At 70.3% G+C, this 23,824-nt stretch carries 21 protein-coding genes; 12 read left to right on the top strand and 9 right to left on the bottom strand.

Features of this window, described 5'->3' with window-relative positions; all coding sequences use genetic code 11:
- Nucleotides 1-23 precede the first annotated feature (23 nt).
- Both KMZ30_RS18690 and cysD read right to left on the bottom strand, forming a co-directional pair.
- On the bottom strand, nucleotides 24-1,265 hold the full coding sequence (locus tag KMZ30_RS18690; RefSeq protein ID WP_215514219.1) for a sulfate adenylyltransferase subunit 1: 1,242 nt from the start codon (nucleotides 1,263-1,265) through the stop codon (nucleotides 24-26).
- Nucleotides 1,265-2,176 (bottom strand): sulfate adenylyltransferase subunit CysD, encoded by a 912-nt coding sequence (gene cysD, locus KMZ30_RS18695; RefSeq protein ID WP_215514220.1) that lies wholly within the window; start codon nucleotides 2,174-2,176, stop codon nucleotides 1,265-1,267. The genes KMZ30_RS18690 and cysD overlap by 1 nt, the downstream gene beginning before the upstream one ends.
- 107 nt (nucleotides 2,177-2,283) lie before the next feature.
- On the opposite strand from cysD, the gene cysC reads away from it, so the two are divergent.
- Genes cysC through KMZ30_RS18710 form a run of 3 tightly spaced genes read left to right on the top strand, consistent with a single transcriptional unit; the run spans nucleotide 2,284 to nucleotide 5,112 of the window.
- A complete protein-coding gene (cysC, locus tag KMZ30_RS22155) occupies nucleotides 2,284-3,417 on the top strand; it encodes an adenylyl-sulfate kinase (RefSeq protein ID WP_308279878.1) in 1,134 nt (377 codons plus the stop codon).
- Nucleotides 3,410-4,324: a sulfite exporter TauE/SafE family protein gene (locus KMZ30_RS18705; RefSeq protein ID WP_215514221.1), complete on the top strand. Its 915-nt coding sequence runs from the start codon at nucleotides 3,410-3,412 to the stop codon at nucleotides 4,322-4,324. Before cysC ends, KMZ30_RS18705 begins: the two co-directional genes overlap by 8 nt.
- Nucleotides 4,325-4,356: 32 nt before the next feature.
- A complete protein-coding gene (locus tag KMZ30_RS18710; protein WP_215514222.1) occupies nucleotides 4,357-5,112 on the top strand; it encodes a 3'(2'),5'-bisphosphate nucleotidase CysQ in 756 nt (251 codons plus the stop codon).
- 30 nt (nucleotides 5,113-5,142) lie between these two features.
- On the opposite strand, the gene KMZ30_RS18715 is transcribed toward KMZ30_RS18710, so the two are convergent.
- A complete protein-coding gene (locus KMZ30_RS18715) occupies nucleotides 5,143-5,940 on the bottom strand; it encodes an exodeoxyribonuclease III (RefSeq protein WP_215514223.1) in 798 nt (265 codons plus the stop codon).
- A 44-nt stretch (nucleotides 5,941-5,984) separates the two neighbouring features.
- The gene (locus tag KMZ30_RS18720) at nucleotides 5,985-6,947 is read right to left on the bottom strand and encodes a beta propeller repeat protein (protein ID WP_215514224.1); all 963 of its coding nucleotides are present in this window, start codon (nucleotides 6,945-6,947) and stop codon (nucleotides 5,985-5,987) included.
- A 159-nt stretch (nucleotides 6,948-7,106) separates the two neighbouring features.
- Here KMZ30_RS18720 and KMZ30_RS22505 point away from each other — a divergent pair, with 159 nt between their 5' ends.
- Complete coding sequence (locus KMZ30_RS22505; RefSeq protein WP_215514225.1) at nucleotides 7,107-8,492, top strand: tyrosine-protein kinase domain-containing protein; 1,386 nt, start codon at nucleotides 7,107-7,109, stop codon at nucleotides 8,490-8,492.
- 10 nt (nucleotides 8,493-8,502) lie between these two features.
- Here KMZ30_RS22505 and KMZ30_RS18730 read toward each other — a convergent pair whose 3' ends face one another.
- Nucleotides 8,503-9,096, bottom strand: coding sequence for an arsenate reductase/protein-tyrosine-phosphatase family protein (locus tag KMZ30_RS18730; RefSeq protein ID WP_215514226.1), 594 nt, complete (start codon nucleotides 9,094-9,096; stop codon nucleotides 8,503-8,505).
- 163 nt (nucleotides 9,097-9,259) lie between these two features.
- On the opposite strand from KMZ30_RS18730, the gene KMZ30_RS18735 reads away from it, so the two are divergent.
- The 7 genes from KMZ30_RS18735 to KMZ30_RS18765 all read left to right on the top strand — a co-directional run bounded on the left by KMZ30_RS18735 (nucleotide 9,260) and on the right by KMZ30_RS18765 (nucleotide 18,303).
- Complete coding sequence (locus KMZ30_RS18735) at nucleotides 9,260-11,038, top strand: polysaccharide biosynthesis protein (protein WP_215514227.1); 1,779 nt, start codon at nucleotides 9,260-9,262, stop codon at nucleotides 11,036-11,038.
- Nucleotides 11,039-11,108: 70 nt separating this feature from the next.
- Nucleotides 11,109-12,149, top strand: a complete 1,041-nt coding sequence (locus KMZ30_RS18740; RefSeq protein WP_215514228.1) for a polysaccharide biosynthesis protein — start codon at nucleotides 11,109-11,111, stop codon at nucleotides 12,147-12,149.
- The gene (locus tag KMZ30_RS18745; protein ID WP_215514229.1) at nucleotides 12,146-13,246 is read left to right on the top strand and encodes a polysaccharide biosynthesis C-terminal domain-containing protein; all 1,101 of its coding nucleotides are present in this window, start codon (nucleotides 12,146-12,148) and stop codon (nucleotides 13,244-13,246) included. The genes KMZ30_RS18740 and KMZ30_RS18745 overlap by 4 nt, the downstream gene beginning before the upstream one ends.
- Complete coding sequence (gene wecB / locus KMZ30_RS18750) at nucleotides 13,246-14,382, top strand: non-hydrolyzing UDP-N-acetylglucosamine 2-epimerase (protein ID WP_215514230.1); 1,137 nt, start codon at nucleotides 13,246-13,248, stop codon at nucleotides 14,380-14,382. The genes KMZ30_RS18745 and wecB overlap by 1 nt, the downstream gene beginning before the upstream one ends.
- A 32-nt stretch (nucleotides 14,383-14,414) precedes the next feature.
- The gene (locus KMZ30_RS18755) at nucleotides 14,415-15,794 is read left to right on the top strand and encodes an oligosaccharide flippase family protein (RefSeq protein WP_215514231.1); all 1,380 of its coding nucleotides are present in this window, start codon (nucleotides 14,415-14,417) and stop codon (nucleotides 15,792-15,794) included.
- A gap of 74 nt (nucleotides 15,795-15,868) precedes the next feature.
- Complete coding sequence (locus KMZ30_RS18760) at nucleotides 15,869-17,086, top strand: glycosyltransferase family protein (protein ID WP_215514232.1); 1,218 nt, start codon at nucleotides 15,869-15,871, stop codon at nucleotides 17,084-17,086.
- On the top strand, nucleotides 17,083-18,303 hold the full coding sequence (locus tag KMZ30_RS18765; protein WP_215514233.1) for a glycosyltransferase: 1,221 nt from the start codon (nucleotides 17,083-17,085) through the stop codon (nucleotides 18,301-18,303). Before KMZ30_RS18760 ends, KMZ30_RS18765 begins: the two co-directional genes overlap by 4 nt.
- Here KMZ30_RS18765 and KMZ30_RS18770 read toward each other — a convergent pair.
- The gene (locus KMZ30_RS18770) at nucleotides 18,254-19,594 is read right to left on the bottom strand and encodes an O-antigen ligase family protein (RefSeq protein WP_215514234.1); all 1,341 of its coding nucleotides are present in this window, start codon (nucleotides 19,592-19,594) and stop codon (nucleotides 18,254-18,256) included. The two genes, KMZ30_RS18765 and KMZ30_RS18770, sit on opposite strands and share 50 nt — an antisense overlap.
- Nucleotides 19,595-19,752: 158 nt before the next feature.
- Between KMZ30_RS18770 and KMZ30_RS18775 the strand changes: the two genes are divergently transcribed.
- Complete coding sequence (locus KMZ30_RS18775; protein WP_308279881.1) at nucleotides 19,753-20,913, top strand: aminotransferase class I/II-fold pyridoxal phosphate-dependent enzyme; 1,161 nt, start codon at nucleotides 19,753-19,755, stop codon at nucleotides 20,911-20,913.
- On the opposite strand, the gene KMZ30_RS18780 is transcribed toward KMZ30_RS18775, so the two are convergent.
- The 3 genes from KMZ30_RS18780 to KMZ30_RS18790 are packed head-to-tail and all read right to left on the bottom strand — an operon-like array spanning nucleotide 20,891 to nucleotide 23,815.
- Nucleotides 20,891-21,565 carry a sugar transferase gene (locus KMZ30_RS18780; RefSeq protein ID WP_308279882.1) on the bottom strand — a complete coding sequence of 225 codons (675 nt, stop codon included), beginning with the start codon at nucleotides 21,563-21,565 and terminating at the stop codon, nucleotides 20,891-20,893. The genes KMZ30_RS18775 and KMZ30_RS18780 overlap by 23 nt on opposite strands.
- On the bottom strand, nucleotides 21,558-22,430 hold the full coding sequence (locus tag KMZ30_RS18785) for a sulfotransferase family protein (RefSeq protein WP_215514235.1): 873 nt from the start codon (nucleotides 22,428-22,430) through the stop codon (nucleotides 21,558-21,560). The genes KMZ30_RS18780 and KMZ30_RS18785 overlap by 8 nt, the downstream gene beginning before the upstream one ends.
- The gene (locus tag KMZ30_RS18790; protein ID WP_215514236.1) at nucleotides 22,427-23,815 is read right to left on the bottom strand and encodes a glycosyltransferase family 4 protein; all 1,389 of its coding nucleotides are present in this window, start codon (nucleotides 23,813-23,815) and stop codon (nucleotides 22,427-22,429) included. The genes KMZ30_RS18785 and KMZ30_RS18790 overlap by 4 nt, the downstream gene beginning before the upstream one ends.
- Between the last annotated feature and the right edge of the window lie 9 nt (nucleotides 23,816-23,824).

Consider the following 23,824-nt stretch of genomic DNA (forward strand, 5'->3'; position numbering starts at 1 on the left):
GCGCCCTCTCGTGCCGGCGGGACCTAGTTCGTCATCCCCGCACCGACCGTCGTGCCGGTCGCCTCGTCGATGAGGATGAACGAGCCCGTCGTGCGGTTCTGCTCGTAGGGGTCGACGAACAGCTGCTGCGTCGTCCGCAGCCGGATGCGCCCGATCTCGTTGAGCCCGAGCTCACCCGCCTCCTGGTCGCGGTGGAGCGTGTTGATGTCGAGCCGGTACTGCACGTCCTTGACGAGGGCGCGCGCCGAGCGGGTCGTGTGCTTGATGGCGAGCTTCTGCCCGGGTCGCAGCGGCTGGCGCGTCATCCAGCAGACCATCGCGTCGATGTCCTGGGTCGGCTCCGGCGCGTTGCGCACGCGGCAGATCATGTCCCCGCGCGAGACGTCGAGGTCGTCCTCGAGCCGCACGACGACCGACATCGGCGGGAAGGCCTCATCGACCTCCTTGTCGTACAGGTCGATCCCCGCGATCTTGCTCGTCAGGCCGCTCGGGAGGACGAGCACCTCGTCGCCGGGCTTGAGCACCCCGCTGGCCACCCGGCCGGCGTACCCGCGGTAGTCGTGGTGCTCGTCGGACTTGGGGCGCACCACGTACTGCACGGGGAAGCGCACGTCGCGCAGGTCGCGGTCCGAGGCGATGTGGACGTTCTCGAGGTGGTGCATGAGCGAGGAGCCCTCGAACCACGGCATGTTCTCGCTGCGCGTCACGACGTTGTCGCCCTGGAGCGCGGAGATCGGGATGACGGCGAGGTCGGGCACGTTGAGCCGCTGCGCGAACTGCACGAACTCCGTGCGGATGCGGTCGAAGGTCTCCTCGTCCCAGTCGACGAGGTCCATCTTGTTCACCGCGAGGACGAGGTGCGGGACCCGCAGCAGCGAGAGGATGACCGCGTGCCGGCGCGACTGCTCGGTCAGGCCCTGACGGGCGTCGACGAGGACGAGCCCGAGGTCGGCGGTCGAGGCACCGGTCACCATGTTGCGCGTGTACTGCACGTGGCCCGGCGTGTCCGCGATGATGAACTTCCGTCGCGGGGTGGCGAAGTAGCGGTACGCGACGTCGATCGTGATGCCCTGCTCGCGCTCGGAGCGCAGGCCGTCGGTGAGCAGTGCGAGGTCGGTGTAGTCGAAGCCCTTGGTCTTGGACGTGGCCTCGACCGCCTCGAGCTGGTCCTCGAAGATGGCCTTGGAGTCGAGCAGCAGGCGACCGATGAGGGTCGACTTGCCGTCGTCGACGGAGCCGGCGGTGGCGAACCTGAGCAGGTCCATCAGAAGTAGCCCTCCTTCTTGCGGTCCTCCATGGCGGCCTCGGAGAACCGGTCGTCGCCGCGGGTGGCGCCGCGCTCGGTGACGCGGGCGACCGACACCTCCTCGACGATCTCGGCGAGGGTGCTCGCCTCGCTCTCGACGCAGCCGGTCAGGCTGAGGTCGCCGACGGTGCGGAACCGCACGGTGCGCTCGGTGACGACCTCGCCGTCACGGCACGGGTTGGCCGGGTGCTCGCTGAGGAGCATCCCGTCGCGCTCGAAGACGCGGCGGCGGTGGGCGAAGTAGATCGAGGGGATCTCGACCTCCTCGCGCTCGAGGTAGTGCCAGATGTCGAGCTCGGTCCAGTTCGACAGCGGGAAGATCCGCATGTGCTCGCCGGCGTGGAGGCGCCCGTTGTAGAGCGACCACAGCTCGGGGCGCTGGTTCTTCGGGTCCCACTGGCCGAACTCGTCGCGGTGGGAGTAGACGCGCTCCTTGGCGCGGGCCTTCTCCTCGTCGCGCCGGCCGCCGCCGAACGCCGCGGTGAAGCCGTTCTTCTCGATGGCGTCGAGCAGGGTGCCCGTCTGGAGGCGGTTGCGGCTCGTGCGGCCGTCGTCGACGACGACACCGTTGGCGATGGCGTCGTCGACGGACGCGACGATCATCTGTGCGCCGAGGCGCTCGACCCAGCTGTCGCGCGTCGCGAGCACCTCGGGGAAGTCGAGCCCGGTGTCGACCTGGAGCAGCGGGAACGGCAGCCGCGCCGGGTAGAAGGCCTTCTCGGCCAGCCGGAGCATGACGATCGAGTCCTTGCCGCCGGAGAACATGAGGACAGGTCGCTCGAGCTCGGCGACCACCTCACGGAAGATGTGGATGGACTCGGACTCGAGCTCGTCGAGCTGCGAGAGCCGGTAGTCGGCATGGGTCTGCACTGAATGTTGCCTTCCGTGACGGGTCGCGGCCGACCCTACCCGCGACCGTGTACCCCACGTCGTGGGAATCTGCACCTCGGACACCGATTTGTGGGCAGACTGGCCGCGTGACCGACCCTCTGCCGACGTTCAGCCCCCCGAGGGCGGATCTCGACGACCTCGTCCTGCTGCGGAGGGGCTTCTACGGCAGCGACGCCCGGCTCCGTCCGCTGCCCCTCCCCGACGACGTCCGCCAGAACGCGATTGCCGCCGGCGGGCTGGTCGTCGTCGACCCCGAGGGCGTGCCGGTCGTCCGCCTCGAAGGGCTCGACGACGCCGGTGGCGGGACGGTGGCGGGACGCCCGCAGTGGCTGGGGTGGCCCTCGAGCCGCCCCTTCGAGGAGCTGCACCCCGCCGAGCCGGTCGACCTCACCGGTCGCCCGGTCCTGCTGGTGGACAACCCGTCCGACGTCCCCGACGAGGTCCCTGCCGGCGCCGTGGTCCTCGCCCTCGTCTCGACCTCGCTCGACGGACCGTCCGAGGCCGTCGACACCGTCCGCGCGGCCCTCGCCGCGACGGGGGACCGCGCCCGGGTGCTCGTGCTGCCCCTCCCCCCCGGTGACCCCGGGCGCCGGCGTGCCCTCCTCACGACCCTCGGCGTCGACGACGCGCGCGCCGCGTCAGACGCCGCCCCCGCCCCGGACGGGAGCCCCGACGGCCTCGGTGGCGTCGTCCTCTTCCTCACCGGGTTCTCCGGCTCGGGCAAGTCGACCGTCGCGCGGGCCGTCTCGACCCGGCTCGTCGAGGACGGTCGCGCGCTGACCCTGCTCGACGGTGACGTCGTGCGTCGCAGCCTCACCGCCGGCCTCGGCTTCAGCCCGGCCGACCGGCGGACCAACGTGCTGCGCATCGGCTGGGTGGCGGCCGAGGTCGCCCACCACGGTGGCATCGCCGTCTGCAGTCCGATCGCCCCCGAGGACGAGGTCCGCCGGCAGGTCGCCGAGCGCGTCCGCGAGCGCGGTGGCCGCTTCGTCCTCGTCCACGTCGCGACCCCCATCGAGGAGTGCGAGCGCCGCGACCGCAAGGGCCTGTACGCCGCCGCGCGGCGCGGCGAGATCCCCGACTTCACGGGCGTCTCGGCGCCCTACGACGTGCCCGCCGACCCCGACCTGCGCCTCGACACGACCGGGCGCGACGTCGCCGGCTGTGCCGACGAGGTGCTCGCGCTGCTCCGACCGACCGACGGGACCCACCGTGCTTGACGCGCTGTTCACCACCGACGCCCTCGCCGTCCTCGTCGTCGCCCTCGGGGTCGGCGTCGTCGTCGGCCTCACCGGGATGGGCGGTGGCGCCCTCATGACACCGGCGCTCGTGTTCCTCGGCATCCCGCCGACGGCTGCGGTCGCCAACGACCTCGTCGCCGCGGCGGTCAACAAGTCGATCGGCGCCGCCGTGCACACCCGGCAGGGCTCTCCCGACCTCCGGCTCGCGGGGATGCTCGTCGCGGGCTCCGTGCCGAGCGCCCTCGTCGGGGCGTGGCTCGTCGGGCAGCTCGGGTCGGGCGAGAAGGCCCAGGAGACGCTGCGGCTGGCCATCGGCGTGACGCTCCTGCTCACCGCGGTGACGTACACGGCGCGCGTCTACGGCTCGACGTTCCTCGACTGGGGCGCGCGCTCGGACGACACCCGCCGGGTCAAGCCCCTCCCGACGGTCCTCGTGGGCGCGGTCGGCGGCTTCCTCGTCGGCCTGACGAGCGTCGGCTCGGGCTCGATCATCATGATCTCGCTCCTGCTCCTCAACCCCGGGATGTCGGTCAAGCGCCTCGTCGGCACCGACCTCGTCCAGGCCGTGCCGCTCGTCATCGCCGCGGCCATCGGCCACGTCGTCGTCACCGGCGTCGACTGGGCCGTGCTCATCCCCCTCGTCGTCGGCGGCGCCCCCGGCACCTTCCTCGGGGCACGGCTCTCGTCGTGGATCCCGTCGCAAGCGGTCCGGCGGGGCATCGTCATCGTCCTCACCCTCACCGGGCTGAGCCTGCTCCGCGTCCCGCCCCTCGGCGTGGGCGCGGCGGGTGCCGCCCTCCTCGTCCTCGGCCCGCTCGCGTGGGCCCTCCTCCGGGTGCGGCACGGGATGACCCCGTTCCGCACCTCCCGCACGTCCGACCTCTGACCACCGAACCCGACGCTCGACGAAGGACCACCGTGACCACACCATCAGCCGACGACCACGCCGTCGCCGCGGAGGTGGCCGAGCAGGCCGGCGCCCTCTTGGTCGCGCTCCGCGCGGAGCACACCGACCTCGAGGGGCAGGAGCTCAAGGACCTCGGCGACCGCCGCTCCCACGAGCTGATGGTGCGCCTGCTCGGCGAGCTGCGCCCCGACGACGCGGTCCTCAGCGAGGAGGGCGCCGACGACCCCGTCCGCCTCGCCGCCTCCCGCGTCTGGATCGTCGACCCCCTCGACGGCACCCGCGAGTTCTCCGAACGGCCGCGCGACGACTGGGCCGTGCACGTCGCGCTGTGGCAGGACGGTGACCTCGTCGCGGGCGCCGTCGGCATCCCCGCGCGCGGCGTCGTGCACCGGATGGACCGCCCGTCCCCGCTCCCCGCGCGCCCGGACGGCCCGGTGCGGCTCGCGGTGAGCCGGAGCCGCCCGCCGGCCTTCGTCGTCGCGCTCGCCGAGTCCCTCGGCGCCGAGCTCGTCGCCATGGGCTCGGCCGGGGTGAAGGCGATGGCCGTCGTCGACGGCACGGTCGACGCCTACCTGCACGCCGGCGGCCAGTACGAGTGGGACTCGGCGGCGCCGGTCGCCGTCGCGCTCGGGCACGGCCTGGCGCCGACGCGGCTCGACGGCTCGCCGCTGCAGTACAACCGCGAGAACCCGTGGCTGCCCGACCTCGTCGTCGCGCGGCCGGAGGTGCTCGCCGAGGTGCGCGAGGCGCTCGACCGGCTCGCCTGAGCCGAGCGGCCGCGGGTCAGGCGGGGCCGCTCACAGGGCGTACTCGACGAGCACGGCCGCGTGGTCGCTCCAGCGCTCGGCGTAGCTCGGCGCCCGCCCGACGGAGGCGGCGACGGCGAGCTCGGCCAGCGGCGCGGTGGCCAGCTGGTAGTCGATGCGCCATCCGGCATCGTTGTCGAAGGCCTGCCCGCGCCACGACCACCACGTGTAGGGACCGGGGCCGGGGCCGTGGAGGCGTCGGGTCACGTCGACGAGCCCGTGCTCGGCGGCCCAGCGGCTGAGGTGGGCCTGCTCCTCGGGCAGGAAGCCGGCCTTGCCGCGGTTGCCCTTCCAGTTCTTGAGGTCGTCCTGCGTGTGCGCGATGTTGAGGTCGCCGGTGAGGACGGCGAGGCGTCCGTCGGCGGCCCACGCCCCGACGCGCGCGCCGACCGCGTCGAGGAAGCGGTACTTCTCGTCCTGGCGGGGCGTGCCGGCCTCGCCCGTGTGGACGTAGGCCGAGGCCACCGTGACGAGCCGGCCCGCGACGAGGACGTCCGCCTCGACCCAGCGCCCGGTCCCGTCGAACTCCTCGCCGACGTCGGTGCGCACGTCCTTGACGGGGTGACGCGAGAGGACGGCCACGCCGGCGCGGCCCTTGGCGCCGGACGGGCTGTGCGCGAGCTCCCAGGACGCGAGCGGCGACCCGTCGAGGGCCGCGCGCAGCTGGCCGTCGTCGGCCCGCACCTCCTGCAGCGTGACGACCTCGGCGCCGCTGGCGGCCAGCCACTCCACGCCGCCGCGGCGCTGTGCGGCCCGGATGCCGTTGACGTTGGCGGAGGCGACGATCATGCGGACCAGTCCACCATCGACGCCGGGCGAGCCGGCCGTCGGGGTCACCCCCGGGGCCACTCCCCCGTCACGGCGAAGTCGGCGGTGGCGAGGTCGGCCGAGCCGGCCCGCAGCACCGAGTCCCCGGCGACCAGCCAGGCACCGGAGCCGTCGAGCGACAGGCTCACCCGGCCGGGCCGGGGGCGCTCGTCCCCGACGCACTGGCCGTCCCCGACCTCACCGTCGACGAGCGTGAGGACGCGCACACCTTCGCACCCGTCGTCGAGCGCGGCGAGCGCGCCGACCCCCGGGCCGGTGAGCGCGAGGGCGGCGAGGCCGTCGACCGTCCCGGCGGTGCGCCACGAGGCGCCGCCGTCGTCGGTGGAGCGAAGAGTTCCGTCCGAGCAGGCCACCGACGCGACCCCGTTGCCCAGGCCTGCGAGGTCGAGGACCTCTGCGCTCCGGCGGCACGGAGCGCCGGTGTCACCCCCCGGCACGTGGACGAGCGTGGGGTCCTGCGGGTCACGTCCCCATGCCGTCGTCGCGGAGCGCGGCTCGGACCAGGACGCGGCGGAGTCCGCTGTGTCCCAGAGCCGGAAGGCGCACCCATCGTCGCCGCCGACGGCGAACGCCCGCTCGGCGTCGGCGGGCCGCAGGCGGGTCAGACCTCCCGGGGCCGCCTCCGTCGACCACCGCCGACCGCCGTCGGTGCTGACGTGAACCGCGCTCGGGTCGCCGCAGCCTCCGACATCGAGGGCCCAGACGACGGTGTCATCCACCCCCGCGATGAGGCGCATGGCGGGAGCGACGGCGGGACGCGCCGTCTCGGAGGTCTCGGTCGACGGGGACGGTGTCGGACGACGAGTCGAGGTCTGTGACGGCTCAGTGGTCCGGCTGACGGATCCACCGGACGGAGCAGGTGCACCGGAAGCGGGCCCGGCGACCGAGCGCAGCGCGAGCACGACGAGGACGAGGTCGACGACGAGGAACGCCACCAGCCCCGCGGTGAGTAGGCTCCGGCGGTCCATGGGTCCCAGCATTCCCGAGAGTCCCTCCAGTCACAACGCGTTCGACGAAGACCGGCCGACCGTACCCGCCCGCGCCACGATGCCGACCCGCGTCGACGCGGCTATCATTCGTCCGACCGGGGGCAGCGGCCGTCGGCGCCGAACCTCTGAGGACGGATCGTGGAACTCCAGGACTACCTGCTCGTCGTGCGCAAGCGCTGGCGGCTGATCGCCCTCGTCGTCCTCACGACCGTGATGATGGCGTCCGCCGCGACCCTGGCCTCGACGAAGGTCTACGAGTCGACCTCGCAGTTCTTCGTCTCCACGACGGGGTCCGAGGACAGCGTCTCGCTCCTCCAGGGCAGCACCTTCACGCAGCAACGCGTCAAGTCCTACACGCAGCTGCTGACCACCCCCCGCATCCTCGAACCCGTCGCCGAGGAGGTCGGTGGCTCCGCGGACGCCATCGCCCGCCAGGTCACGGCCACGACGCCCCCCGACACGGTGCTCATCGGGGTCGCGGTCCGTGACGCGGACCCGGCCCGCGCCGAGGCCATCGGAAAGGCCATCGCCACCGAGTTCCCCTCCGCGGTCACCGAGCTGGAGAGCCCCGAGGGTGCGAAGGCCAGCCCGGTCAAGGTGACGGTCGTCCAGTCCCCCAGTGCGCCGACCGCTCCGGTCAGCCCCAACCCTGTGCGCAACCTCGCGCTCGGCGTCGTCCTCGGCCTGCTGCTCGGTCTCGGCGCCGCCGTACTGCGCGACATGCTGGACCGGGGCGTGAAGACCACCGACGATGTCAAGCAGGTCACCGAGGCACCTGTTCTCGGCGCCATCGCCCACGACCCTGAGACGAGCAAGCGTCCGCTGATCGTCGAGGTCGACCCCCGCTCGCCGCGGGCGGAGGCGTTCCGGTCGCTGCGCACCAACCTCCAGTTCGTCGACGTCGCCAACCACCCCCGCACGATTGTCGTCACCTCCTCGCTCGCCGGTGAGGGCAAGAGCACGATGACGGCCAACCTCGCGCTCACGATGGCCCAGGCCGGGGCGCGGGTCTGCCTCATCGAGGCTGACCTGCGTCGGCCCAAGGTCCTCGAGTACATGGGCCTCGAGGGCGCCGTGGGACTGACCGACGCCCTGATCGACCGCGCCGACGTCATCGACGTCATCCAGCCCTACGGCGGGACCAACCTGTGGGTGCTCGGCGCAGGCCGCATCCCTCCGAACCCGTCCGAGCTGCTCGGCTCGTCGGCGATGCGCTCGCTCCTGCAGAACCTCGCCGGGCGCTTCGACTACGTCATCGTCGATGCTCCCCCCACCCTGCCGGTGACCGACGCGGTGGTCCTCTCGAAGCTCACCGACGGGGCGATCGTCGTGGCCGGCTCCGGTCTCGTCGACCGTGACCAGCTCGCCCAGACCCTCGACACGCTCGCATCGGTCGGGGGGCGGGTCCTCGGCATCGTCCTCAACCGTGTCCCGGTCCGCAGCCTCGGCGCGTACGGCCGCTACGCCTACGACACCCCCGAGGACGACGCCACTCGGCGGGACCGCGCGCGGGTCGCCGGCTGACGCGCTCCGGTCACAGCGTGCGAGACGCCGCCACACCGGCGCGCAGCGCCGCGACCACCGGGCCGAGCGCGTCGTCGACCTGCCGAGCCATGAGGGCGAAGCCCTCCGGGCCCTCACCAATGGGGTCGTGGACGTCAACACCGTCCTGCCGCGCCGGCACAGTGCCCCGCCGTAGCAGGGCGCGGTCGACGACGTGCCGGACCCACGAGGTGCCCTCGGCAGGGGGTGGCTGGAGCAGGTCAGCGGGGGCCACCCCGTCGAGCAGGTCGGCGAGGTCGCGCAGCGTGACCGTGCGGCGCAGGGCTCCGGGGAAGAGCCGGGTCGCGGCGGCTCGGTGCTCACGCGCGGCGGTGATGACCAGGTCCGCCCCACGCAGCAGTTCCACGGTCAGGTCCCGGGCGGCGAAGCCCTCGGCGTCCGCGCCGGCGGCAAGCAGGCGCTCGCGCGTGCCGGGGTCCATGTCCCGCCCGGTCAGTGCCCGCGTGCCGGCCCCCGACACCGTGATGCCGGTGCCGACCAGCTCCTGACGCAGTCTCCGCTCCAGGTAGGGCGAGCGACAGACGTTGCCGGTGCACACCACGAGCACGGTCCCACTGTTCGTCACACCTGTCTCCTTGGTATCGTTCGTCGCGGTCGCGATCCGGCAGGGGGGTGCGCGGACTGAGGAACCCGTGGCGCCATGACATCGCCGCGGGCGCCTACTCTATGTCGATCGGGGAGTTGCCATGTCCGGTGAGAGTGCGCCGCCCACTCCGGCGAGCCGGTTGATGACGCGCCTGCGCTGGACCGCTGTGGACGCTCTCGTGTGGGCCGTCGCGCTCACCGTCGCGACCTCGCTCCGGCTCGACTTCGGCATCCCCACCGAGTACTACCGAGGCCTTGTTCTCGCCACCGCGGTCGCCTTCAGCCTGCAGGTCGCCATCGGGTGGGTCTGGGGGCCCTACGCCGTCCGCCACGAGCTCGGCTCCTTCGAGGAGGTGGGCGAGCTCGCGCGGGCCACCGCTGTCACGGGGGTCGTTCTCGCCGCGGCGGTCGTCGGACTCGACGCGATCGCCCTCCCGCGCAGCGTGCCGGTCACCGCCACCGTGCTGGCGCTCGGCGGGATGTTCGCCGCGCGCTTCGTCGTCCGGGCCCGGGCCACCCGCCGCGTCTACGTGGGTCGGGACAGCCGCCGAGCCGTCGTCTTCGGCGCCGGCGGAGGCGGCCGGATGCTCGTCCGCAGCCTCGTCAGCGACCCGGGCAGCGGAATCCGCCCGGTCGCCCTCCTCGACGACGACCACACCAAGCAGCGGCTCTCGATCGCGGGGGTGAAGGTCCGCGGCCGCCGTGAGCACCTCGCCGAGGTCGCGCGCCGCACGGACGCCGACACCCTCGTCATCGCCGTCCCGACCGCACCCGCGGACCTCGTGCGGGAGCTCTCGGCGGCCGCCACGAACGCCGGGTTGAGCGTCCTGGTCCTCCCGGCAGTGCGTGAGATCTTCGGCGGTCGGCCCACCGCCTCGGACCTGCGCGACCTCGACGTCGCCGACCTCCTCGGCCGCCAGCCGATCGAGCTCGACATGGCCGCGATCTCCGAGCAGCTCTCCGGTCGACGCGTGCTCGTCACCGGCGCGGGCGGGTCGATCGGGTCCGAGCTCTGCCGCCAGATCGCCCGCTTCTTCCCGGGTCAGCTGTTCATGCTCGACCACGACGAGTCGGGGTTGCACGCGACGCAGATGTCCATCGAGGGTCACGCCCTGCTCGATTCGGATTCCCTCGTGCTCTGCGACATCCGCGATGCCGACAGCCTGCGCGAGGTCTTCGAGCGCACCCGTCCGGACGTCGTCTTTCACGCGGCCGCGCTCAAGCACCTGACCATGCTCGAGCGTCACCCCGCCGAGGCGCTGAAATCGAACGTGTTGGGCACTCGCAACGTGCTCGACGCCGCGCGCCACGTCGGGGTGTCGACGTTCGTCAACATCTCCACCGACAAGGCGGCCAACCCGCAGTGCGTCCTCGGATGGTCCAAGCGGGTAGCGGAGCGCCTGACCGCGGCAGCCGACGCCCAGGAGCCCGAGGCGCGGTACATCAGCGTGCGGTTCGGCAACGTGCTCGGGTCTCGCGGCTCCGTGGTCATCGCCTTCACCGAGCAGATTCGCTCCGGCGGCCCGGTGACCATCACCCACCCGGACGTCGAGCGCTACTTCATGCTCATCCCCGAGGCGTGCCAGCTGGTCCTCCAGGCGGCGAGCATCGGCGACGGTGGCGAGGTCATGGTGCTCGACATGGGGACCCCGGTGAAGATCACCGACATGGCCCGCACGATGATCCACATGTCCGGTCGCACCGACGTCGAGATCGTCTACACGGGCCTGCGCCCGGGCGAGAAGCTCTCGGAGGAGCTGTTCACTCCGGGCGAGGCTGTCCGCGCGTCCAGCCACCCCCTCATCACCACCGTGGAGGTCCCGGGACTCGAGTGCGACACCCTCGACCTCCCTGCCGCGCACGACGTCCGTTCGTGGCTCGTCGCGTACTCCGGCACGAGCCAGGTGAGCTCGCGTCCCTGAGCGACCGTGACCGTTGTTCGGGTCCGAACGACCCGCCCACATCCTGTGCACGCACTGAAGAAGGACTCTGATGACTGACTCTGCCCTGACCGCTGCCGGCGCCACGGTGACCATCACGGGGGGGACCGGATCGTTCGGCTCGACGATGGTCACGCACCTGCTCGAGCGAGGTGTGGAGCGCATCAACATCCTCAGCCGCGACGAGGCCAAGCAGGACGACATGCGCCAGCGGCTCGCCGACCCACGCGTCAAGTTCTTCGTCGGCGACGTCCGTGACTACGAGAGCGTGAACGCCGCCGTCACGGGCGCCGACTTCGTCTTCCACGCCGCGGCACTCAAGCAGGTCCCCTCGTGCGAGTTCTTCCCGGACCAGGCCGTCAAGACGAACGTGCTCGGCAGCCAGAACGTCATCCAGGCGTCGCACCGCGTCGGCGTGCGTTCGGTCGTCTGCCTGAGCACGGACAAGGCCGTCTACCCCGTCAACGCGATGGGCATGTCGAAAGCCTTGATGGAGAAGACCGCCCAGGCGTTCGCGCGCAACCACCCCGAGTCCTCCACGACCGTCTCCGTGACCCGCTACGGCAACGTGCTGTACTCGCGGGGATCGGTGATTCCGCTGTTCGTCAAGCTGCTCCGTGCCGGCAGGCCTCTCACCCTGACCGCACCCTCCATGACGCGCTTCCTCATGTCCCTGCAGGAGTCGGTCGACCTCGTCGAGCACGCCTTCCTCCACGCCAACCCCGGTGATCTCTTCGTCAAGAAGGCCCCTGCGTGCACCGTCGAGACCCTCGCGCGGGCCACCGCCCGGGTCCTCGGGTACGGCGAGCCGGACATCCAGGTCATCGGTGTCCGCCACGGCGAGAAGATGTACGAGACTCTGCTGACCCGCGAGGAGATGTCCCGCTCGGAGGACCAAGGGGACTACTTCCGCATCTCGCTCGACGCACGAGCACTCGACTACGGCATCTACGAGGACCGCGGCGAGCCGGGCAGCGCCGTCGTCGAGGAGTACGACTCGACGACGACCGAGCAGATGGGGGTCGAGGAGACGGAAGCGCTCCTGCTCACCCTCCCGGAGATCCAGGACCTGCGCGCAGGGTCACGCGCATGAAGGTCGTCCTGACGGGTGCGGCGGGCTTCCTCGGCTGGCACACCCGACTGCGGGCCCACGCCCTGGGTGAGCACGACGTCGTCCCGGTCTCCCGGAAGACCTGGTCGGACCTGCCTTCCCTCGTGGCCGGCGCAGATGCCGTCATCCACGTCGCCGGAGTCAACCGTGGGACCGACGAAGAGGTCGAGCAGGGGAACATCGACCTCGCGAACGACGTCGCCTCAGCGGTGCGCGCCGTAAACCGTCCGGTTCGTGTCGTGTACGCGAACTCCATCCAGGACGGCAACGGCACCCCGTACGGCACCGGCAAGGCGACGGCCGGCTCGACCCTGTCGTCCCTCAGGGCGCAGGGGCACTCCGTGGTCGACGTCCGGCTGCCCAACATCTTCGGCGAGCACGGTCGGCCCCGCTACAACAGCTTCGTGGCGACGTTCGTCCACGCGGTGGCCGCCGGAGAGTCGCCCGAGGTGACCGACCGGCCGGTCGAGCTGCTCCACGTGCAGGACGCAGCGCAGGCGATGCTGGACGGCCTCACGACGGACTCGGAGCGCCTCGACCCGCGCGGGACCCGGGTGGGCGTCCAAGAAGTGCTCGACCTCCTCCACGAGTTCGAGGCGAGCTACTCCACCGGCGAGTTCCCTGATCTGTCGACTCCGTTCCGGATCGCACTGTTCAACACCTACCGTGCGGCCATCTTTCCCCAGCGCTACCCGATTACGCTGACCCCCCACGCGGACGCCCGGGGCACCTTCGTCGAGACGGTGCGCAGCCGCGGCGGCGAGGGACAGTCGAGCATCTCGACGACGGTCCCGGGCATCACCCGCGGCGAGCACTACCACCTGTCCAAGATCGAGCGCTTCGCCGTCGTCCAGGGCACGGCGACCATCGCCCTGCGTCGCATGTTCCACGACGAGGTCGTGGAGTTCGCCGTGTCGGGCGACGCCCCGTGCGCGGTCGACATGCCCGTGGGCTGGGCGCACAACATCACGAACACCGGGGATGATGTGCTCCTCACACAGTTCTGGTCGCACGAGCTCTTCCGCCCGGACGCACCCGACACCTTCCCTCACCCCGTCATCCAGGAGGCCGGAGCCTGATGCTCAAGGTCATGACCGTCGTGGGCACCCGGCCTGAGCTGATCCGCCTCTCGCGGGTCATCGCGCGGCTGGACGCCACGGTCGAGCACGTGCTCGTGCACACGGGGCAGAACTACGACTACTCGCTGAACGAGGTGTTCTTCCGCGACCTCGGCATCCGTCAGCCCGACCACATGCTCGGCGTCGACACCTCCTCCTTGGGCGCGGTCCTCGGCGGCACGCTCGTGGCGGCGGAGAAGGTGATGCTCGAGGAGCGTCCCGACGCCGTCGTCGTCCTCGGCGACACCAACTCCTGCATCGCCGCCGTGATGGCCAAGCGGCTGCGAATCCCGGTGTACCACATGGAAGCCGGCAACCGGTGCTTCGACGAGAACGTGCCCGAGGAGACCAACCGCCGGCTCGTCGACCACGTCGCGGACTTCAACCTCGTCTACACCGAGCACGCCCGGCGCAACCTTCTCGCCGAAGGCCTGCACCCGCGTCGCATCATCAAGACCGGGTCCCCGATGCGCGAGGTGCTCGACGCCTACCGTGACCAGGTCCTCGCCTCCGACGTCCTGACGCGTCTCGGCTTGGAGGAGGGCGGCTACTTCCTCGTGAGCGCGCACCGCGAGGAGAACGTCGACTCCCCCGAGCGGCTGCGCGCCCTCCTCGACTGCCTCGTCGCCGTCCGCGAGCGCTTCGGCCTGCCCGTCTTCGTCTCGACCCACCCGCGCACGCGCAAGCGGCTGGAGGCGCTCCCCGAGTGGTCGGAGCCGGAGGGCGTCACGTTCAGCGAGCCCTTGGGCTTCCACGACTACAACCACCTCCAGCTCAAGGCCGCCTGCTGCCTGTCCGACAGCGGGACGATCGCCGAGGAGTCCACCCTGCTTGGGTTCCCTGCGGTCACCTTGCGTGACTCCATCGAGCGCCCCGAGGCCCTCGACACCGGCGGCATCCTCATGACCGGCCTCGACGCGCACGACGTCGTCGAGGCGGTCGCCGTCGCGATGTCCTCCGGGCACAGTCGCGACGGGGTCGGACACCTGACGCCGGACGACTACCTCATCGACAACACCAGCGAGCGCACTGTCAACTTCATCCTGTCGACGGCCCGGCGCCACCACGCCTGGGCGGGCATTCGCAGGTCGTCATGAGGGATGTGCCATCGCGCACGCCCCCGAACGAGGTGGCCACCGTCGACGCCCGTCGACGTCGGGTCCGTACCCTTCTCGGAGGTGTCGTCACCTCTGTCTTCAGCCGAGGCCTCGCCGCTCTCACCCCCCTGCTGCTGGTTCCCATCAGCCTCGACTACCTCGGCGCGGAGGGATACGGAGCGTGGTCCGCGGCGCTGGCCGTGACGAGCCTGATGCTGTTCGCCGACCTGGGTCTCGGTACAGGCCTCATGACCAGGCTGGGGCAGCTCTCGGCCGGGACCCCGGAAGATGGCGGCCGCCACGCGCAGCTAGCCCGGGCCTACGTCACCAACGCCTATGTGATGGCAGCCTTCATCGTCGTTCTCGGATGGTCGCTCCTCTTGCTCACGACGCAAGTGGTGCCCTGGGCGCGTTTTCTGGGTGCGGACGACCCCCACGATCCTGCCGTGAGTGCCATCGCCGTAGTGACCCTCGCCGCCTTCCTCGGCAATATCGTCGCCAGTCTCGTGGTGCGGATTCAATACGGGATCGGCCAGCAAGCGGTGTCGAACATCTGGCAGGGAGCAGCGAGCATCACATCGCTGGGAGCTGCTCTCCTCGCCGTGAAGCTTGATGTCGGCCCGGGTGCCTTCGTCGCTTGGTGCGCGTTCGCCCCTGTGGGGATCGCGTCGCTCAACACAGCCACCTTCTTTCTCGTGTCTCAGGACGGGCGTCGGATACGCCCGAGCCTGCACCTGTACTCGTCGACGGTGCTCCGAGAGCTGCTGCGCCTTGGCAGCCGCTTTCTTCTCGTCACGGTCCTGTTGACGATATGCACGCAGATCGACCCTTGGCTGGTGGCCCACACGGCGGCGCTCGCGGACGTCCCCACCTTTGCAGTCCCGGCACGCATCTTCGCCCTCATCGGGACCTTGACGCTGACCCTCACGCAGCCTCTTTGGCCCCTGCACGCTCAAGCACTGGCTCATCACGACGTGGAGTGGGTGTCGACCATCACACGCCGGATGACGGTCGTCACGCTCAGCATCGTGGCGGCGGCTGGGGCGATCGCTGTGTGGGCCGGCCCTGCGGCGGTCGACATCTGGCTGCAGTCAGGCATCAGTCGGGAGCCCTTCCTGTGGGCCGGCTTGGCCGTGTGGTGGTTCGTCCAGGCGGCTACTGGGCCCGCTTTCATGGCTCAAAACGGGGCGGAGGTCCTCGCCCCGCAGACCATCGGCTACACCGTTCTTCTCGTGAGCCTCCCGCTGAAGTGGTGGGTCGCTCAACGCCACGGTTTCGTCTGGATCCCTTGGGTGGGAGCTGCTGCCTTCGTGGCGTGCATCTGGCCGGCCTGCTTGATGGGTTACCGGGGCACCCTGCGGAAGTTTCGCCTGAGCGACCCGCCCCTCTCGACCGTCGGAGGACAGTCATGAACCACCCCCGGGTCCTCCATGTGGGCTTCAACCCGATCGGGTCCCCCACCAATACCGGCGTAACGCTTGGGTCCATGTTCGAAGCCTGGCCTTCGGACCAGCTGTTCGAGCTGTACACGCACACACGACAGACGCAGTCGGCCACGGGCCCGCACGTTCGCGTCGCCCCGCTGTCTGTCGCGCCTCTCGATGGGTTGGTGCGCACCGCCCTGGGCAACCGGATGCCGAAGCCGGTCACGGATGGTCTGAATCCATCGGTGCGCCGAACTGGTCATGTCTCGGCTGCAACGAGGCTGCGTCTGGCCGTGACGTCCGCGAATGACATCGGTCCGGTCTTGGTCCGGGGCCGGTGGCTCGAGGAGATCGAGAGATTTCGCCCCCAGGTCATTCATTCACTGCTCGGCGGGGTGCGAATCACCAAGTTCGTCAGTGCTCTTTCTCGACGGCTGGATGTCCCGGTCGTCCCCCATTTCATGGACGACTGGATGGACAACGTGTTCACGGACGGACAGCTCGGCGGTTACGCGCGGCGGGTAGCGGAGCGATCTATCGGTCAGGTGCTCGAGCGGTCTCCTCTGATTCTGACCGTGGGCCGGAGCATGCAGAGGGAGTACGAGCGAACCTTGGGACGCCCTGCCGAGGTCGTGGGCAACAGCGTCGACTTCGACGCCTTCGAAGATCTCGTCACCATGCGTCAGGCCTCAAGCGACGGGCCGATCACCCTGCGCTACGTCGGCGGCCTGCATCTTGGGCGGGCTGACGTTCTGCGCCAGGTCGGGCAGGTGCTGTCCGACCAGCCCCATGCCACGCGTCCGTGGCGTCTCGCGCTCAACGTCCCGGCGCACGACATCCCTCGGGCTGATGAGCTGGCTCGCGAGGTCAGCAGCATCACCAACGACGGCAGCGTGGCGCCCGAGGACGTACCGCGCACGATCGTCGGCGCGGATGCTCTGCTCTTTCTCGAGTCAACCGACCCGGGAATCACCAGCTTCACGCGCCTGTCGGTGTCAACCAAGGTGCCGGAGTACCTCGCCTCACGCCGTCCAGTCCTCGCGGTGGGCCCCTCCGACCAAGCGAGCATCGCCACCCTTGTGCGCACCGGTGCAGCCATGTTCGGAGGGAACGGCACCTCGCCAAGCGTCCTGAACGACGCCGTCGCCGCCCTTTGTCAGAGGCTGGAGCAGGAGCCCGATCGCCAAGGGTCCACCGAGCCCGCCCTGCGCGAAGAGTTCGGCAGGCCCGAGACCCAGGAACGGTTGCGCCGAGCACTCCTGAGAGCAACATCGTCATGACGAGAGTGCTCTTTCTCGGCTTTGCTCTCCCGGAGGATGAGTTCGCCGAACTGGTGCGAACGGACGCTGGGATGCCGACGGCGACCCAACGGTTCGGATGGTCTGTCATCGAGTCCTTGATGGCGGCGGGGCTCGACGTGACCGCCCTCTCGGCGGCGCCGGCAGCCGACTTCCCGCACAACCGCCGAGTGGTCTTCCGCGCCGGTAACTTCAGGACAGCGGACGGAGTCAGAGGACGTCTGCTGCCCTTCCTCAATATCACCGGTCTGAAGCACGTGACGCGTTACGCCGCCGCCCTAGGAGCCCTTTCGCGCTCGTTGCGCACGGAGTGCCACTCCGCGATCCTGGTCCACGGAGTGCACAGCCCCTTCATCTGGGCGGCGGTCCGAGCCGGAAGACGCGCGGGAGTCCCCGTGGTCGTGATCATGACCGACCCTCCGAGCCTGCGCACCCGCTTCGATCGCGCGGCGGCCATGCTGATGAAGCGCGTGGACAAGAGACTCATCGAGTCGGGGCTACAACGAGTAGAAGGCGTCGTCAGCCTCACCGAAGCACTCGCGAGGGACTTCGCACCGGGCAGGCCTCTTCTCCTGATGGAAGGCATTGCGCGTCCGCTGCAGGACCGGGCCTCGGAGGCGTCGCCGCACCGAAAGTCCGGGACCCGCGCGGTAGTGCTCTACGCCGGCGGCTTGAAGAGGGAGTACGGCGTAGAGGCGTTGCTGCAAGCCGTTGCGCTGAGCGACGACTCATGGCAGCTGCACTTGTACGGCGGAGGCCCCATGGAGCAGGAATGTCGTGTCGCCGCAGACAAGAACCCCCGTGTCGTGTTCCACGGCGTCGTGGACTTCGACTCGCTGAGCCGCGGCTACGCCGACGCCACCGTGCTCGTGAACCCTCGGCCGCTGCAGACCGACTTCGTCCAGTACTCCTTTCCCTCCAAGCTGCTCGAGTACATGACCACGGGCACGCCGGTCGTGACCACCCATCTCCCCACGATCCCCTCAAGCTACGACCCGTTCGTGGTTTACACCGAGGACGACGCTGCATCCATGGCGGCGACCTTGGATTCGACGCTCGCTCTCGCGCCGGGCGAACTGCGGCAGTTGGGGTCCACCGCGCGCTCCTTCGTCACCGAAGCCTGCTCGCCGCCCGCACAGGGCGTCCGCATCAGCTCTTTCCTTCGGACACTCTCGAAGGCGTCTGAGCGGGCCGGGTAGGCCGGCGGGTCAGATCGAGGCGTCCTGCGCTCGTCGATCGTCGCGACGGCGCGCTTGGTCCGGAGACAACGCCGCCTCGCCACCCCAACCCGATAAGTACGACGAGAACCGTTGACCAGGCGGCGTTGGTCGAGTTCAGGATGTCCAGCCCAACCAGTTCGCCACACAGCATGTAACCGAGGAGGGGTAACAGTGCCAGAAACCCTGCGCCGCGGTACCCATCCCGAACGGCAACTGCCAAGAGCACTAGGAGCAGACCCAGCCCAACCCAGCCCACGCAGACTCCCCAGTTCAGGAAGAGGTCATGGCTGGTGGCGCCGGCGGTGTCGCTGCTCAAGAACGAGACGACCCCCAGTCGGTCACGCAGCACATCAGCTGTCGTGCCGACGCCATGACCTATCGGATGATCGATCACCTCGGACACGGTGACCACCCGCGCCTGCAGGCGCACGTTGGCCGAGTCACCCGTCCGCGCCACCATTTCGAATCTCGCGACCCACGCATCGACAGCGATGTAGGCGGCGACAGCAATGGTCAGAAGCAGCGCGACACGCGAACGAGATCGGACGTGAAACAGCGCCGCAAGAAGCAGGATCGCTCCCGCGGTCAACCAGGCACCGCGCGAGCCGGTGAGATAGATCGCCGTCGCGCTGGTCAGCACGAAGGCGGCAGAGAGGCGTCCTTGGGTTCCCGAAGCTCGCTCAGCCACAGCCCACCCGAAGGCGGTACAGAAAATGACTGCGGCGTTGTTCGGGTTGGCGAGAACATGCTTTCCGGCCTCTCCCCAAAAATCCACATTGGTGTGATTCACGTAGACGGATGAGGGTGACGCCAGCGCCCGGATGCCAGCTGTGGCGACGTAGTAGAAGACCTGTGCCCCGCAGGCACCGAAGAGGACCCACCGGAAGGCTGCCCGCGCGTGCTGCACCTCATCGGTATCGACCGCCTGCAGGCCAACGAAGAGCGCGAGAGGCACCAAGAGCACGCCGAACCAGGCCCGCGTCAACTCAGAGTCGCCGATCGGCAAGGTGGCCGCTGCTCCGACAACGGCGAGAATCAATGCAAGCCACACCCCCCTTACGACGGACCCGAAGATAAGCGCCGCCGCTGTCCACAGTGCTACTGCCGGAGCTTGCACCGGGATACCGATGAGCCCACTCAGGGCGGCAATCGGCGGAAGGGCGGGCAGAACACTGGCGGCCATCGCGACGGCGAACAGAACCTCATGAGGCTTGTAGTGCCGTCGCCGGTCCTCGTGCACAGCAACTGCTGATCGGACGTGCGAGGACATGGCGACGAACTGTACGCGACTTCGTGGTGTCTCGGCTCCGGACACTCGCGAACGTGAACTGTCTGCCATCTCGACGTCCCCGACGCCTCGCTGATCCCATCTGCTCTCTCAACCCGCGCCGTCCGGTGGTTTGGGCGCTGGACCTAGAATTGACACCTGTGACCTTGAATCCTGACCAGCCCGCCACTCGCGTTCTCCTCTCACAGGCCCATGTCACGCGCGTCGAGGAAGAACTGGTTCTCGAGGCACTTCGTTCGGGCTGGGTCGCTCCTCTCGGACCCTTCGTCGACCGCTTCGAGTCCGAGGTCGCCGCACGGGTCGGGGTTCGCTCCGCGGTCGCGCTGTCCTCGGGGACGGCTGCCTTGCACCTGGCGCTCCTGCACGCCGGCGCCCGCCCCGGGCGCGTTGTCGTCCTGCCCTCGATGACGTTCGCCGCCACCGCGAACGCCGTGCTCTACACGGGGGCCGAGCCGGTCTTCGTCGACTCCCGACGTGATGACGCGAACGTCGACCCCGGTCTGCTGCTCGAGACGGTGGCGGGTCTGCTCCGGGACGGACGCGACGTCGCGGCCGTCGTGACCGTCGACCTGTTCGGCAGAACCGCGGACCACGACGTCATCGACCCCGGCCTCGCGGACCTTGGGGTGCCGCACGTCGAGGACGCCGCCGAGGCGCTCGGCGCCGGGCTGCGTGGCCGGGCGGCCGGCTCCTTCGGCCAGTCTGCCGCGCTGTCCTTCAACGGCAACAAAATCATGACGACGTCAGGCGGCGGGATGCTGCTCTCGGACGACCTCGCACTCATCGAGCGGGCGCGCTACCTCGCGACCCAGGCCCGCCAGCCGGCGCCGTGGTACGAGCACACCGAGGCCGGTTACAACTACCGGATGTCCAATCTTCTCGCCGCCCTCGGCGTCGGCCAGCTCTCCCGGTTGGACGAGATGATCGCGCGCCGACGCACCATCCGGGACCGCTACGTCGAGGCCTTCGCCCACCTGCCCGGCGTGTCCGTCCTCGGACGTGACGCCGCGCGCAGCGATGACGAGGACAACTGCTGGCTCACCTGCGTCGTGCTCGACCCGGAGGCCACGAGGGCCACGCCCGACTCCGTCGTCGCGTACCTGGGGGCGGCCGGCGTCGAGGCCCGGCACCTGTGGAAGCCGATGCACCTGCAGCCGATGTACCGCGACGCGCAGATGGTCGACACGGGCGCTTGCGCGGACCTGTTCGCCCGGGGTGTCACCCTCCCCAGCGGCTCCGCGCTCTCCGACGGCGACATCGAGCGTGTGGTCGGCGTCTTCACGGAGGCGCTGGCCGAGTGAGGCCGGATCCGGTCCCTTGGTCTCTCCTGAACACGGCGAGCACGGTCCGGGCCAGGTAGCGCAGGTCACCCCGCAGGGACCACGTCTCGACGTACTCCCGGTTGATCCGCACCTTCTCCGGCCAGATGACATCACGGTTGAAGGCCTCGGGATCCTCCGCCGCCGCGAGCAGCTCCTCCTCGTGGCGGAAGGCGAGCGAGGCCGGTCCGGTGATGCCCGGACGGACGCTCAGGACCAGCCGGTCCTCTCCCGTGAGCCGGTCCGCCCAGCCCGTCACGTCCGGCCGCGGGCCGACCAGGCTCATCCGGCCCCGGAGGACGTCGACGAGCTGCGGGAGCTCGTCGATCTTCCACGCACGGAAGCGGCGACCCCACGGCGTGATCCTGGGGTCGCCGCTGGTGGTGACCGAGGTCGTCACCGTGGTGGAGGAACGCATCGTGCGGACCTTGTGGACCCGGACGATCCGCCCGTGCCGCCCCACGCGCTCCTGCGCGAAGACGCCGGACTCCCCCGTGTCACGACGGGCCACCACGATCGCCGCCGCCGACAGCGGCGCGGTGAGGACGAGCGCGGCCCCGCCGACCACGATGTCCATCGCACGCTTGCCGGCCGCCTGCCGAGCGGTCAGGCCCCTCGACTGGGTGTCAGGCACGGCCGTACTTCGCCAAGGTCGCACCGCCCAGCTTCTCGAGCCGAGCCACCGCCTCCGCACCCAGACGCTGGCGACCCTTGCCGACGCTCGTGGCCGAGACCCTGCTGGTGTCGATGTCCTCGAGGAGCTGCGGCCGGTCCAGGAAGTCGAGCAGGCGTGCGGTCCCGGCCGTCGGGTCCGCCACGAAGTCCTCGTAGACGACCTCGATGAGCCGGTCTTCCGGCAGCCCGTCCAGACCGGCTGCCGCTTGCTCGACGCAGCGCTGCCACTGGATGAAGGCGAGCTCCTCGAGCGGATGCTCGCGCTGGAGCCGGCGGTGGTCGTGCGGCCGCGGCCCCCACCACGTCCCCACCCGCAGGTCGCTCTCGTCCTGACGCACCTCGCCCCGCAGTCGTTGGGTGACCCGCTTGCGCACGAGCGCGGCCGCGTGCCGAGGAAGATCCAGCGGCGGGACGTACCGGGCCTTGCGCAGGGTGTAGCCGAGCTCGAACGGCGCGTTCCATCGCTGCATCGTCGAGGCCGTCGCATCGATGCCGTCCCGGCGGATGAAGATGTACCGAGCATCCGGGAACAGCGCCCGCGTGAAGGGCACACGCAGGGAGACCGCGCACGTCTTCTCGACGACGATCTCGCTCCGGGTGCGACGACCGACCCGGTCGAAGGCCCTGCGCATGAAGGCCGAGAGGTCGGGTGTCGCGCGGTCGACGCCGATCTCGTCGTGGGGCACGTCGAGGTTGCCGTGCTTCCACAGGAGGTTGATCTCGTCGCAGTCCCAGGTTCCCAACCCCGGAGCGCTCGTGAGCAGGTCACGCAACATGTTCGTCCCGGACCGCGGCGCCCCGACGATGATGACGTACTCGCTCATGCCCTCGACTCCCTCTCGACCCGTCGCGCCGCCGCGAGCTCGTCCAGCAGGCCCGTCCACCGTTCGAGGAGGCGGTCCTTGTCGAACGTCCTCTCGAAGTGCTCCCGCACCTGTCGGCGCCGGCCCTCCAGCGTGCCCGACGCGAGCTCGTCGAAGGCCTGGGCCACCGCGGAGGCCAGCCCATCGACGTCACCCGGCTCCACCGACCAGCCCAGACCCTCGGTCACGGTCGACGCTCCCAGCTCGGTGTCGCCCTCGCAGATCACCAGCAGCGGAAGTTCCTGCTCGGCGTACGTCGCCGTCTTGCTCGGGTAGGCGTACCTCGCCACCTCTGGAGCGAGGGACACCACGCCCACGTGGGCGCTGCGCATGAGAGCGCGCGCAGCGCTAGGCGGCCCCGGCGGCAGGACGAGCACGCGATCCTGCCGGTCGGTCGGGAGCGCCGCGACGGCGCGATCGACCTCGGCCCGGGCGCGCCCCTCACCCATCAGCACCAGCTCGACGTCGACGTGGGACGGGAGGCGACCCACGCAGGCGACCAGGTCGGCCAGCCCCTGGAAGCGCCCGAAGTTGCCCGTGAACACGATCCGCAGTCGTCCGCTCGCCGGCTCGGGGAGCGGACTGGGCCGCCCGTCGTCATCCCCCAGCGAGAAGTTGTTGAGCACCGTCGTCCGACCACCGAGGCCTGGGTCGCGTGCCACGACGGCTCGTCGCATGTCCTCGCTGAGGACGACCACCCGGGAGGCCCGGCGCATCGTCGCGGTGTCGAGTCGCAGCAGCAGGCGGTAGACCCACGGTCGAGCGAACTCACCGGACAGACGCCCGATCTCGGGGTGGAGGTCCATGCAGTGGTAGACGAACGCAGCTCGTCGCCATCGCGCGACCAGTGACACGGCGACGCCGAGGGTCACCTGGGGCGCTGTCGAGCACATGATCACGTCCGGCCGCTCTCCCCGCAGCAGACGGAACGCGACGCCGATCGGGAAGACCACGAGGTTCGCCGGCTGCGCCGGCAGCCGTCCCCCCTCCGCGACGACGGGAACTCGCGAGACACGAACGCCTTCGGCGGTCCTGCTGCACCGACCGTCCGCGCCGCTCGTGCGGGCGGTGACGACCTCGACCTCGTGACCTCGAGAGACCCAGTCGCTCGCCATCTCCTTCAGGAAGGTGGCATAGGGCGGCGAGTCAGGCCAGAAGTAGCGATGGACCGCGCGGATCCGCACGCCTGACCAACCCCTCCGTGACGACGCACTGTCATGGGCGACAGCGTCGGGGAACGAGCATAACCGCGACCACCCGCTCGCCCGGTCGGGCCGTGGTGGGCGCTGGCCAGCCCTCGGCGACTCCGCTAAAGTTTGTCTTGACGTCAAGATAACCGCCACCACCGAGGAGCG

It is taken from the genome of Phycicoccus mangrovi (assembly GCF_018729305.1).
Lineage (GTDB): Bacteria > Actinomycetota > Actinomycetes > Actinomycetales > Dermatophilaceae > Phycicoccus > Phycicoccus jejuensis.

What these genes read in the sequence shown, in the direction of transcription:
- wecB (WP_215514230.1), top strand. Translation starts at nt 13,246, where the DNA reads ATGCTCAAGGTCATGACCGTCGTGGGCACCCGGCCTGAGCTGATCCGC.
- KMZ30_RS18715 (WP_215514223.1), bottom strand. Translation starts at nt 5,940, where the DNA reads ATGATCGTCGCCTCCGCCAACGTCAACGGCATCCGGGCCGCACAGCGC.
- KMZ30_RS18760 (WP_215514232.1), top strand. Translation starts at nt 15,869, where the DNA reads ATGTTCGAAGCCTGGCCTTCGGACCAGCTGTTCGAGCTGTACACGCAC.
- KMZ30_RS18765 (WP_215514233.1), top strand. Translation starts at nt 17,083, where the DNA reads ATGACGAGAGTGCTCTTTCTCGGCTTTGCTCTCCCGGAGGATGAGTTC.
- KMZ30_RS18720 (WP_215514224.1), bottom strand. Translation starts at nt 6,947, where the DNA reads ATGGACCGCCGGAGCCTACTCACCGCGGGGCTGGTGGCGTTCCTCGTC.
- KMZ30_RS18690 (WP_215514219.1), bottom strand. Translation starts at nt 1,265, where the DNA reads ATGGACCTGCTCAGGTTCGCCACCGCCGGCTCCGTCGACGACGGCAAG.
- KMZ30_RS18770 (WP_215514234.1), bottom strand. Translation starts at nt 19,594, where the DNA reads ATGTCCTCGCACGTCCGATCAGCAGTTGCTGTGCACGAGGACCGGCGA.
- KMZ30_RS18785 (WP_215514235.1), bottom strand. Translation starts at nt 22,430, where the DNA reads ATGAGCGAGTACGTCATCATCGTCGGGGCGCCGCGGTCCGGGACGAAC.
- KMZ30_RS18735 (WP_215514227.1), top strand. Translation starts at nt 9,260, where the DNA reads ATGACGCGCCTGCGCTGGACCGCTGTGGACGCTCTCGTGTGGGCCGTC.
- KMZ30_RS18740 (WP_215514228.1), top strand. Translation starts at nt 11,109, where the DNA reads ATGACTGACTCTGCCCTGACCGCTGCCGGCGCCACGGTGACCATCACG.
- KMZ30_RS18745 (WP_215514229.1), top strand. Translation starts at nt 12,146, where the DNA reads ATGAAGGTCGTCCTGACGGGTGCGGCGGGCTTCCTCGGCTGGCACACC.